Origin of the sequence: Streptomyces sp. NPDC059247 (assembly GCF_042754005.1) — a bacterium.
Taxonomy (GTDB): Bacteria; Actinomycetota; Actinomycetes; order Streptomycetales; family Streptomycetaceae; genus Streptomyces.
In genome coordinates this window covers 38,675-50,417 of sequence record NZ_JBHYZW010000030.1, presented here as the reverse complement: position 1 = coordinate 50,417, position 11,743 = coordinate 38,675, and the positions used below count along the sequence as shown (strand labels likewise).

The following is an 11,743-nucleotide window of genomic DNA, read 5'->3' as shown; positions in this document are numbered from 1 at the left end:
GCCGGTTTCGGTGAAAGTGGTTCAGAACGAGCTACGCCTGCGGTAGAACTGCAGCTCAGCAAGACTGCTCCCCATACGCGCGGGGATGGACCCGGCCAGCAGATCCTCAGGTGAGAGCCGAGTGGCTGCTCCCCGTACGCACGGGGATGGACCCCGTGTTCTGTTGGTCTGCTGGAGGCTATCGGCGGATGAGGGATCCGGGATCGAACGTGATCGGGAACGGCTCTGCGAGCCGGGCCACAGCGCCAGCCAGGTGTTCGTCGTCGGTATAGGAGCCGCCCCTCGTGCGGCGGCCGGCCAGGAGCCGCGGGGCGGGCTCCAGCTCGATACGCCAGTAGTGCTCGATACTGGCGGCCGAGTACAGGGCGGGCTTGAGTTTGCGGTCGGTGACCCGGGTCGAGGGCGAGGCGATCTCCACCACCATCAGCACATCGTGAGCAGTCACGGCCGTCACCGCTTCCCTGGCGGCCGAAGCGTCGACGACGGCAAGGTCGGGTATGAGCAGCCCGTCGGGGACGATGATGTTGATCGCCTCGAAGACCTCGACCTGCGCGCCAGCTGTCTCGGCGGCCTGTTCCAAGAGGTTGTGCAGCCGGTGCGAGGCACGCTGGTGCGCCAGGCCGGGCGCCGGGCTCATCATCAGCTGTCCTCCGACCAGCTCGATGCGCTGGGTACTGTCCTCGTCCAGGGCCAGGACGTCGTCCAGTGTCCAGGGCCCGATGTGACTGTGGGCGACACTCACGGTCCTTTCACCTCCTTGGCAACAGTCCTAGTGTGACTTGCCACGCAGACGATTGTCCGTTTCGATGCCCAGAAATTGCATGTTCATCCGGCCTGACGCAGGTCGGGCACGGCGTGCGGCTCCGTCCGTCCGGTGCGCTCGGCGCGGGCCCGCAGGATCGCGGCGGCACGTACGGCTTCGCCGCCTTGGCGCTGCTGAGCGCGGACGTCCTCGAAGGACGGCGGCACCTCGTCCTCCAGGTCCTGCTCGGCGTCAGGGAAGACGGTGGCGGCGAGCTCGCGCCGGACCTGCTCCGGGCGTGCGACGCCGACGGCCTCGAGCAGCTCCACTGCTCCCCGCACCCGCAGGGATGGACCCCCCGACGAGTGCGGCACCGTGGTCCGCCGCGACTGCTCCCCGCGCCCGCAGGCCTCGCCCGGCGCTGCTCCCCTCACGCGCGGGGATGGACCCGAGGAGAACGCATGACGCACACCCCGAGCCTGCTGCTCCCCGTACGCTCGGGGATGGGTCGGGTTCGCTGGCGTGACCGACCGGGAGCGCACCGCTCCCTGGAGCGCCCTCTGTCGACTGGCGCCTTGCCGGACGGCGCCTGCCAGGCCTGACCGAGGGCTCCCCTCCCGCAGCCCTGCCCCTTGTTCCTGTTGGCGCGGGCCAGAACCTGGGGTGACGGGCCCCTGGCCTGACCAGATCGACACTTTAACCGTTCCGGTCGCTTTGCCGGTTTCAGTGAAAGTGGTTCAGAACGAACTGCGCCTGCGGTAGAACTGCAGGTCAGGAAGGCTACTCCCCGCGCCCGCAGGGATGGACCCGAGACCGGGAGGTCGCGCTCGATGGCCTGCTCCTACTCCCCGCGCCCGCAGGGATGGACCACATGACGCGTGACCTCCTGGAGCTGATAGAGGCTGCTCCCCGCGCCCGCAGGGATGGACCCTCCTAGAGCGCGCCCATCTGGGCGAAGTAGTGCTGCTCCCCGCGCTCGCGGGGATGTATCTCGCTCGACGCTGAGGAGGCCCGTCCGTACCTTGCTCTCAGGGATCGTGCCCCGCCGACCAATACCTCGTTGGACGGCGCCGCTTGCTCCCCGAGTGGCGGGCTTCGCGGAGTCCGGAGCCCTGCTCCTTGTTCCTGCTGGCGCGGACCGGATCCTGGATGGCGGGCGGCTGGCCTGTCCTGATCGACACTCTGACCGTTCCGGTCGCTTTGCCGGTTTCAGTGAAAGTAGCTCAGACTAAGCTGTTCCTGAGGTAGAACTGCAGGTCAGGAAGGCTGCTCCCCGTACGCGTGGGGATGGACCCAGGTACCCGGCGAGGGCGTTCTCACTGACGTGCTGCTCCCCGTACGCGCGGGGATGGACCCCCGTAGAAGTGGCGGTTCCCGTCGACGTCCGCCTGCTCCCCGTACGCGCGGGGATGGACCTGCGCCGCCGTCCCGGGACTGGTGAGGGCAGAGCTGCTCCCTGCGCCTGCGGGCATGGGCCCGACCTTCGCTCGATCTTCGCCCTCGATGCCGACTGCTTCTCGTGCGCGTGTGGGTTGATCCGCGCCGGTTGCCCCGCTGAGCGGGGCTTCGGACTGCTTCCCGCATGGCCCCCGTCGACCAGTGCCTTGCTGGACGGCGACGCTTGGGCCCCGGACGCCGGACTCGCCTCTTGGAGCCCGCAGCCCTGCCGCTCCTCGTTCCTGTCGACGCGACCGGATCCCGGGACCATGGGCGGCTGGCCTGCCCCGATCGGCGCTTTAGCTGTTCTAGGCGCTTTGTCGGATTCAGTGAAAGTGGTTCAGAACGAGGAGCACCTGCGATAGAAATGCAGGTCAGGAAGACTGCTCCCCGTACGCACGGGGATGGACCCGACCCGGGCCCGCGACGGACTCGCCGACCTCGCTGCTCCCCGTACGCACGGGGATGGACCCCGGTAACCCAGACCGGGGTCGGGGCCCTGCTCCCCGAGCCTGTGGGGATGGATCCGCGCCGGTTGCCCCGCTGAGCGGGGCCTCGGACTGCTTCCCGCATGGCCCCCGTCGACCAGTGCCTCGCTGGACGGCGACGCCTGGGCCCGGACGCCGGACTCGTCCCGCGGCCCCGGCTGCGCTTCGCGCGGCCCTTGTTGACCGGTGTTGACCAGCGCCTTGCTGAATGGTCCGTCCGCCCGGGCCGCAGGGGATCACTCCCCGGTGTCCGCGTCTGGTGCTCTGCTCCTTGGTCATGCCGAGCGACCTGGTCCAGGACCGCAGGCGGCTGGCCTGCCCCGATCGGCACCTTGATCGCTATAGGAGCCTTGCCGGTTTCAGTGAAAGTAGCTCAGAACCAACAGTGCCTGCGGTAGAACTGCAGCTCAGCAAGACTGCTCCCCGCGCCCGCGGGGATGGACCCGAAGCGGACGCTCCGCCGATCCTGGTCCGCTCCTGCTCCCCGCGCCCGCAGGGATGGACCCGGCTCGAACAGGGATGTGTTCCGTCGGCCGGTCTGCTCCCCGTACGCGCGGGGATGGACCCCGGTCTGCGGCGGTTTTCTGGCTCCATGCTTGCTGCTCCCCGTACGCGCGGGGATCGACCCGTTTCATCCGGCGCGCGATCTCATTGCGGGGGCTGCTCCCGTACACGCAGGGATTACCCCCGTAACGGACTCCGTCCGAATCGGCGCCAGGTTCTACAAGGCCCGCTTCTGGTCCCACGCCCTGGCCTGGCAGAACTCCGCCCGCGCTCCCGTACGACGGCCTGCCTCACTGGAGCGGCGGTGTTCCCGTCCGCGAGAGCGACGGCTGGGCGGCCCGGCCAGATACGCCAGGATCCCGTACACCCCGCCGCAAGCGAGCCCGCCCTGGGCGAGAACATGCCCGGCGAGCGGACCCTCGGCCCGGAGGCAGGCCCGCACCGCGCGGTGCTTCGCGATCCGCTCGGCTGTCGGCAGATCCACGACGGGGCCTTCCCGCTCACGCCGCTTCGGCCTGCGGCGGTGGGCGGCGGCGAGGGCCTTGAGTGCCTGGCAGGCCGCGACGGCGTCGGCCCGGTGCGGGTGCGTGATCACGCGGGCGGCGAGGTCGCGTACGAGGCCGAGGAGCCGCTCGGTCATCCGGATCCCGGCCAGGGCCGGGATCCGGTGTGTGCGCCGGTCGGCGGTCCCCGGGCCGTACGGATCAGCCGTCGGCGGTCCCCGGGCCGTACGGATCGGCCGTCGGCGGCATCACCGGCTGTCGGACCGCCACGCCCGGGTCGGCGGCCTCCGGGTCAGACCCACACGCTGATGGCTTCGAGGCGCCGGTGCTGGCCCGTCGTCCCGACCATCACCGGGTTGCCGTACTGGGTCGCCGTCCAACCGAGGTCCTGCACGTGCCCCTGCGCGGCCAGCGGCCCGGTGCCGACCTGGAGCCACAGGGCCTCCATCCGGCGGGACTGCCCGGTCGTCCCCACCGTCACCGAGGCGCCGTTCCCCGCGCACCGCGTGCCCTGCCAGCCGACATCCGCCAGATGCGCGTCGGCGCACACGCCCCCGGTGTCCGAGGTCGCGATCTCCACCGCCTCGACGGACTTGTGGTATCCGGCCGACCCGGCGGGTGCCCCGTTGCAGGCCGTGCCCAGCCAGCCCAAGTCCGCGACGTGGGTGCGGTAACAGACCACCCGGGCCGTCACCCCCGCGTCGCGCCGGGACAGCTCGGCTCTCAACGCCTGGACCGGCGTGACACCGACCGCGTACCTGGTCTCCCCGGAGGCGGTCTGTGTCCCACCGGCCCGGCCCTGGGCGCCCGCGTCCTGGGCCTGCGCCGTACCCATGCCCGCCAGCGCGAACGCGCCCACCGCACCGAGCGCCAACAGCGCCCGCACCCCCCGCCGGACCGTTCCCCTGTTCTCCGTCGTGATCACGGTGACCCCTCCCTCAGAGCTTCGGATGGACTGCCGAGGTGTCTACCAACCCGGCCCTGTGGCTGACGAGGGCTGGGACACCGGCTGTCCTGATGTCCCTGACGGATGACCGAAACGAGGAGGCGGGGGCGCGGACTCCACCGGGCACCCGAATGCTTCTGGTCCGGTGCGGCCGGGCTCAGCGTTGACGGGCAGGCTCAGGTGCCGGTGGACCGTGGTCGTCGTGGCTGGCGTTCGATGTCGTCGGCGGCATCCGGTCAACTCAGATGTTCTGCAAGGGCACTAACCAGTCGTTACGGAAAGTCATTTGAGATAGCCCCCTCCGGTACGAGAGTGCCGGTGTGCCATCGGAAAGGCGTCGACTACCGGCGGCGGGTCCGCACTTGAGCCTGCTCAGGCAGGTCAGACTCGCGCCTTGCGCTCATCCGCTCAGCGCCAGGCTTCTCCCCTGCCCTCACAGGAGCCACTCGACGTGCCCTTGACGGCACCTCTGGTGGCATGGACGTCTCTTGCCACCGAGCCCGCCGCAACGTCACTTCCTGACTTCCTGGGGAGCCTGTGGGGGGGAATCGACTGCGTCACACAACCCGATCCCGAAAGATGCTGAAAGACTCATCCGCGCATGTCAGGGGTGGGTGTAGCCGCATCGATGCAGGTCAACGCCGCCAGGTAGACACCTTCATGACGTACATACCGAGGTCGTCGGCCTCGACGCCCCCGGGGAGCGAGCCGCCTTCACTCAGGGGCGTGACATAGAGGGTCGCTACGACCTCTTCCAACACTTTCCCAGGCTACCCATCTCTTGAGCCCTACAGCCCACGGACGGCTTCTCCGGGGCGTGATGGCGGGAATCACCGGTCAGCGGCGCGGCGGGGAATCCGGGGAGTTCCGGCCGACGGGCCGGTCACCCCTGCTCGCCCAGCAGACCATCGACGGTGCCGCGCCCCTCGCTGCCGACCTCCGGCATGAAGTGAGCACAGTAACCGAGGGTGATCATCGACGAGGAGTGTCCGGCGCGCGGCCCGGTGTGACCGGCGGTGAGGAGCGCCCGGTGCTCAAGCGCCGCGCGCGGCGAGGTGTCGGCGACGGCGACGGCGACGCTGGAGGAACCGGCGTGCCCCGGCGGCGGCCCCGCCCCTCCCGGACGGCACGGCCGCGTCGGGAGGGGCGGGCCGTGAGCCTTTGGCGGGGATCTGGGGCGGCTTTGGCCCGGCTCAGAAGAATCACCGATGGCCAGCAGGCCATGTGTCACCAGCCATCACTCGAGAGGGGTTCTGTCATGAAGAAGATCCAGATCCGCAAGGCCGGCCCGGTTCGCCTGACCTCTTCGGCCTGTTCGACGTACCCGGCCGCCAACTGAGTACAGCGCACCTGAAGTGCCGTTCCGGGTTCCGGTGGCGGGCGGTCGTCCGCCACCGGAACCCGTGCGGTGTACGGGCGCCGTGCGCGGTACGGGACCATTGCAGATGAAGGAGCCGCGATGGCGGATCAGGAACTTCGTGACGGCACCGCGCGGCCGGACGCCTCGGACGCCCCCTCGGACGTCGCGGTGGCGCGCGACCTCGACAGGCCGCTGACGCTTCACCGCCTCGTGCACCTGGAGGAGAACGGCGAGGTCACGATCGGCCGGCCGGACATCGAGTCCTTCGCCATCTTCCCGCCGGACGGTGCCGCACTGGTGCACCGCCTCCAGGAGGGCGCGACCCCCAGACAGGCCGCGGACTGGTACGAGGCCGAGTACGGCGAGCCCATCGACGTCGCCGACATCGTCGAGGCGCTGTACGAGCTGGACTTCGTGAGCTCCGAGGCCGACGCCGCCCCGGACACCGTCCGGCCGGTGCGCTGGCAGCGGCTCGGGCAGGTGCTGTTCTCACCGGTGGCATGGCTCTGCTACGGCGCGGTGGTGGCCTGGGCGACGGTGCTGATGGTACGCAGCCCCGATCTGCTGCCCAGCCCCCGGGCCATGGTGTTCAGCGACTACTACTCCCTGATCATGGTGGTGATGACGGTCGCGGCGGCACCGCTCATCGCGGTCCACGAGATCTACCACGCGCTGGCCGGCCGCCGCCTCGGCATCGGGTCGCGCACCCGGATGTCGTACCGCTTCTACTTCCTGGTGGTCGAGACCTCCCTGGACGGCCTGGTCGTGGTGGAGCGCCGAAAACGCTATCTGCCGATCCTGGCCGGAATGATCGTCGACGTGGTCCTGGTCGGTGTGCTGATCATCGTCGCGGACCTCACCCGAGGGCCCGGCGGCGTCGGTCTGGCCGGCCGGGTCTGCCTGGCGGTGGCCTTCGCCGCGGTGGTCCGTGTGCTGTGGCAGTTCTTCTTCTACCTGCGCACCGACATCTACGTGCTGATCAGCACGGCCCTCGGCTGCGTGGATCTGCACACCACGGCCACCCGGATGCTCCGCAACCGGTGGAACCGGCTGTTGGGGCGCCCGGACCGGCTGCTGGACGAGTCCGAGTGGCATCCGGCGGACCGGCGGGCGGCGCGCTGGTACTCCTGGCTCATCCCGGTCGGCTACACGCTCAGCCTGAGCACCTTCCTGCTCGGCCTGGGGCCGGTCTTCTTCGACATGATCGGCGCCGTCCTCGGCCGCTTCACGGCCGACCGGCCGGACTGGGTCATGCTCGTGGACGGCACGGTCTTCCTACTGCTGACCTTCCTGCAGATCGGCATCGCCCTCTGGCTCGCCGCCCGCGACCGGCTCCGCAGGCGCCGCGAGCGGACCCGGCACGTCATCGCCTGACGTCGGCGTCCGCCGCGCGCCTCCCCGTCCCCACCCCCGGCGGGGCCCCACGGCCGTCTCCACCCCGAAGGCCCTCAGTGAAAGGAAGAAACGTGAGCGGTCACTACTGGATCTCCGCCCCGCACTCCCGCCGACGGGAGCGGCTGCGGGACGCCCTCGGTCTGCCCGGTCCGTCGCTCACCGCGGACGCGCACCGCAGGCTGCGCGGTCCGTACACCGCCGCCGGTACGCTGCTGCGCGAGATCGCGCCGGAGATCCTGAGGGCCAGGCCCGACCTCGCGGACCGGCACTACATCGAACTCCAGCAGAGCACCCATGAGTTGACCCCCCTGGTGCCGCCGCTGGTCCGGGGGGTCCAGGAACAGTCCTCGGCCGGTGAGATCAGCCGGTACCCGGCGCGGCTGCACTCGCTGCGGGTGGCGCACGGGCTCGTGGAGTTCCTCCTCGCGGCCCTGCCCGACGTGACGGACGCGCCCCGCACCCTGGTCGTGACGAACGTCGAGCACGCCGACGTCACCGATCAGGAGTTCCTGGCGGTGGCCCTGCGCCGGATACCGGCGAAGCTGCTGACGATCGTGGTCTGTTCGGGCCCGGAGCCGCTGCGGGAGCCGCCGGGCGAGGTGTCGGTGTCGCTGCCGGACGCGCTGGCGGCGTACGCGACCCCCGTCACCGGACCGGCGGAGCCGGGGACGGAGCCGGACGCCGCCCCGTCGACCGGGGCCGGGGCCCCCGCCGAGGCGCGGCGCGCGGCCCGCGCGTTCGTGGACGGCGACTGCGTGGACGACGAGCCGGGCCCGGCCGCCGCCTACGCGGCGCTCACGCCCTCTGAGCGGGCGGCCCTGCACGAGCGCAGGGCCGGGGAGCTGGCCGAGCGGGTCGAGGCGGGCGAGACCTCGCTGCGCCTGGGAGCGCTGCCGTACCACCTGCTGCGGGGCACGGACCCCGTCGGCGCCGGGGTGGCGGCGGCGCGGCGGGCCCTCGACCACTGCAAGTACCTGGGCTTCTACCACGTCTCGGCCGAGATCAGCGAGGCCGCGAGGGCCGTCCTGAGCGCCGAGGAGCACCCCGACACCTGGTGGTACTTCATCCGCGAGGCCAGCGCCTGCCTGGCGGCGGGCGGGCGGCCGGACGAGTCGGCGGCCCTCCAGCACGAGGCCCGAACCCGCACCCTGAGCGCGACCCACCACATGAAGCTCGCCTACGAGACCGGGATGCTCTACGCCCGCCACTACCCGCCGGAGCGGCGTGACGAGGGCCTGGCGCGCGCCTGGGTCAACCAGGCCATCAGCATCTCCGACCTGCTGCGGGACCCTGACGAGCGGGCCTTCTTCTCGGTCTTCAACCGCAACGGGCTCGCGCTGGTCGAGGTCCGCGCGGGGCGGCCGGACGAGGCGCTGCGGCTGCTGGACGAGGGGATCGAGCGGCTGGACCGGGAACTGGGCCTCGGCAAGCGCAGCTGGCACCGGACCGGCCTGCGCTACAACCGGGCCCAGGTGAACACGATGAGCGGGCGGCTGACGGAGGCCCTGGAGGACTACGCCGAGATCCTGGCGGCGGACGAGGGCTTCTCCGACCACTACTTCAACCGGGGCGTCATCCTGCGCAAGCTGGGCCGTGCCGAGGAGGCGATCGACGAGTTCACCAGGACGCTGCGCCTGGAGCCGCCGTTCCCCGAGGCGTACTACAACCGGGGCGACGCCCGGCTGGAGCTGGGGGACGCCGAGGGCGCCCTGGCGGACTTCGACCGTGCGCTGGAGCTCGAACCCGGCCATCCGGAGGCGTCGCTCGGCCGGGCCGGGATCCTGGCCGACCTCGGTGACACCTCGGCGGCGCTGGAGAGCGTCACCGGCGGTCTCGCGGAGCACCCGGAGCACCCGTATCTGCTGTCGCTGCGCGGGCGGCTGCTGGCGGAGGAGGGGGACGTGTCCGCGGCCCGGGAGGCTCTGGAGGCCGCGCTGCGCAACGATCCCGAACTCGCCGAGGCGTGGGCGGTGCGCGCCGAACTGGCCTACCTGGACGGCGACCTGGACCTGTCCGTGACCGACTTCGACCGGGCCGTGGCGCTCGCGGACCGCGCGGACTTCCGGTTCAACCGCGGTGTGGTCCACGAGGCGGCCGGCCGCTACGGCGAGGCCGCGGCGGACTTCGAGGTGGCCCTGGCCGCCACGGGTGACCCCGAGGCCCGCAGCCACCTGGACAGCTGTCTGCGCGCCGCCGGGCAGGCCCGTGCGTAGGGTGGCGGAGGACACCGCTCCGGTCGGCGGGCAGCCGTCGGCCGGAGCGCCCGTGACGGCCGGAGCGCCCGTGACGGGTGAGCGGCCCGTGACGGGTGAGCGGCCCCTCACGGGCGGCGGGCGCCCGTCCGGCGCGCTCGCCGAGCCGGGCGTACTGGCCGAGCCGGGCGTACTGGCCGAGCGGTTCACCGAGGCCATGTCCCGGCTGGTGACCGGAGTGGCGGTGGCGACCGCGCGACGGTCGGACGGCCGCCCCCTCGGGATGCTGGTGTCCTCGTTGTGCTCCTACAGCGTGCGACCGCCGTCCGTCCTGATGGCCGTCGCCGACGGCTCCCGGACCGGCCGGGAGCTGAGCGCCCGGCCCGGCACGGACTTCGGGGTGCATCTGCTGGGCGCGGACGACGAGGCGCTGGCCCGGGTGTTCGCGGGCGGCGCGGACGACAAGTTCGCGGAGGTCCTGTGGGAGTGGGACGGTGACGTGCCGCGACTGCTCGGCGTGTCCGGCTACCTGCGCTGCCGGGTCGCCGCGGCCTTCCCGCACGGCGACCACACCGCGCTGGTGGGCGAGGTGTCCTCCTGCGTGCCGGGCGAGGGACAGCCCCTGGTCTACTACGGGCGCCGGCTGGACTGGCGGCTGCGCTGAGGGCCGGAAAGGGTCCACGTCAACGAGCAGATGAACGTTCCTGCTCGGCGCTCAGCGCCGAACGGCAGTACTCGTGACCGGCGTTGAGCGGGGGCCGCACCCGCAGCACCGCCTGCTGCGCCGCCTTGAGGGCGGATCCCGGCTCGATGCCACCGGCCGCCACCACCGTCCGCCGGGCCTCGGCGTAGACCTCCAGGGCCTCGGTCTGTCGGCCGGTGGCGGTCAGCGCCAGCATCAGCAGCTCGTGGAACGCCTCCCGCAGGGGATAGCGGGCGCACAGCTCCCGGAGCTCGCCGGTGACCTCCCGGGCGCGGCCCCGGCAGATGTCCGCACCGATCCGGTCCTGCACCACCGCCAGTTGTTCCTCGGCGAGCCGGTCGCCGTAGAAGCCGGGCAGGTCCGCGTGGGTCAGATCGCCCAGGGGCGTACCGCGCGAGAACGTCAGAGCGCGCCGGAAGGCGTGGCCGGCGGCCTGACAGTCACCGGCGGCGAGCCGGTCGCGGCCCAGGGCCGCCTGCTCGCGGAAATCGTCCAGATCGAGTTCCCCGGGCCCCACGCGCAGCAGATATCCGGACCCCACCGTCGGCAGCAGCGGATGGTGGCGGGCGTCCAGGCCGTCGCGGCTGTGGCCGGGGACCAGGATCCGGCGCAGGCCCGAGACGTACATCTGGAGCGCCGCCAGCGCCGAGCGGGGCGGCCGGCCGTTCCACAGGTCCTCGATCAGGGCGTCGGCGGAGGACTGCTGGTTGGCCCGCAGCAACAACAGGGCCAGTAATGCACGGGACTTGAGTGCGGTGGGCGTGCATGGCCGACCTTCGAGCCGCACTTCCAGGGGTCCCAGGAGCAGATAGCGCGGCCCGCTCCCCGCCGCTTCGGCGTCCGTGTGCTCCCAGGGTTCCGGGGGCGTGCCGGGATGCCGCCCCGCACCGCCCTCCGCGCCGCCCGCCACCATGGTCCTCGCGCGCTGGAACGCCACCGCCGTCGACTCTCCCGTCACTGTGACTTGTGTGCAGGATGTGCGTGAACTGCGCCCAATGTGGGGGGCCTTGGCATGTACGGGCAAGGTTCGAATCGAGCCATCCTGGGCCGCGGAGGTCTCGGGCCCGTGGGACCGCGACCGAAGAGGAGACGGGGCCGCCCGCTCGTCCTCGCCCCGCGACCGTGGACGGAGCCGGAGGAGCGGAGCGGGGACGCGGCCGGGAAGGCGGACCGGACGGCGGCGCCGCCCCGCCCCGGCAAGCACCCCGGGCCCGTGGGGGAGCCGCTCCGTGCCCCCTGATGGCGCGGGGTGTCGCGGTCGGCCGCCCGCCCCCGGCGCCGCTCCCGCCCGACCGGGTCCGTCCCCGGGGCGCGCGGCGACGCCCCGACCCCACGGGCGTGTGTCGACCCGTCGACCGTCACGAGAGGGCGCCGCGAGCGGCACGCGGGGACACCGTCCCGCGCGGGCCCCGGAGTCGCTCGTCGGCCATCGGCGGGAGTCCCGCCCCGCCACCACGATCTTCACCATGTGGG

At 71.9% G+C, this 11,743-nt stretch carries 8 protein-coding genes; 3 read left to right on the top strand and 5 right to left on the bottom strand.

Annotation, left to right across the window (positions count from 1 at the left end; genetic code table 11):
* Positions 1-178: 178 nt before the first annotated feature.
* From ACFXGN_RS30720 to ACFXGN_RS30705, 4 genes are all read right to left on the bottom strand, one after another.
* The gene (locus ACFXGN_RS30720; protein ID WP_384865381.1) at positions 179-742 is read right to left on the bottom strand and encodes a Uma2 family endonuclease; all 564 of its coding nucleotides are present in this window, start codon (positions 740-742) and stop codon (positions 179-181) included.
* A gap of 83 nt (positions 743-825) precedes the next feature.
* Entirely contained in the window at positions 826-1,071 is a 246-nt protein-coding gene (locus tag ACFXGN_RS30715; RefSeq protein ID WP_384865379.1) for a hypothetical protein, read from the bottom strand.
* Between the two features lie 2,317 nt (positions 1,072-3,388).
* Positions 3,389-3,811: a hypothetical protein gene (locus ACFXGN_RS30710; RefSeq protein ID WP_384865377.1), complete on the bottom strand. Its 423-nt coding sequence runs from the start codon at positions 3,809-3,811 to the stop codon at positions 3,389-3,391.
* 155 nt (positions 3,812-3,966) lie between these two features.
* Entirely contained in the window at positions 3,967-4,599 is a 633-nt protein-coding gene (locus ACFXGN_RS30705; protein WP_384865375.1) for a polysaccharide deacetylase, read from the bottom strand.
* A 1,480-nt stretch (positions 4,600-6,079) separates the two neighbouring features.
* On the opposite strand from ACFXGN_RS30705, the gene ACFXGN_RS30700 reads away from it, so the two are divergent.
* The 3 genes from ACFXGN_RS30700 (at position 6,080) to ACFXGN_RS30690 (ending at position 10,231) form a co-directional block, all read left to right on the top strand.
* Positions 6,080-7,354, top strand: a complete 1,275-nt coding sequence (locus ACFXGN_RS30700; RefSeq protein ID WP_384865373.1) for a hypothetical protein — start codon at positions 6,080-6,082, stop codon at positions 7,352-7,354.
* 92 nt (positions 7,355-7,446) lie between these two features.
* Positions 7,447-9,588, top strand: a complete 2,142-nt coding sequence (locus tag ACFXGN_RS30695; RefSeq protein ID WP_384865371.1) for a tetratricopeptide repeat protein — start codon at positions 7,447-7,449, stop codon at positions 9,586-9,588.
* A 1-nt stretch (position 9,589) separates the two neighbouring features.
* Complete coding sequence (locus tag ACFXGN_RS30690; protein ID WP_384865369.1) at positions 9,590-10,231, top strand: flavin reductase family protein; 642 nt, start codon at positions 9,590-9,592, stop codon at positions 10,229-10,231.
* A 19-nt stretch (positions 10,232-10,250) separates the two neighbouring features.
* On the opposite strand, the gene ACFXGN_RS30685 is transcribed toward ACFXGN_RS30690, so the two are convergent.
* Positions 10,251-11,228 carry a BTAD domain-containing putative transcriptional regulator gene (locus ACFXGN_RS30685; protein WP_384865367.1) on the bottom strand — a complete coding sequence of 326 codons (978 nt, stop codon included), beginning with the start codon at positions 11,226-11,228 and terminating at the stop codon, positions 10,251-10,253.
* Between the last annotated feature and the right edge of the window lie 515 nt (positions 11,229-11,743).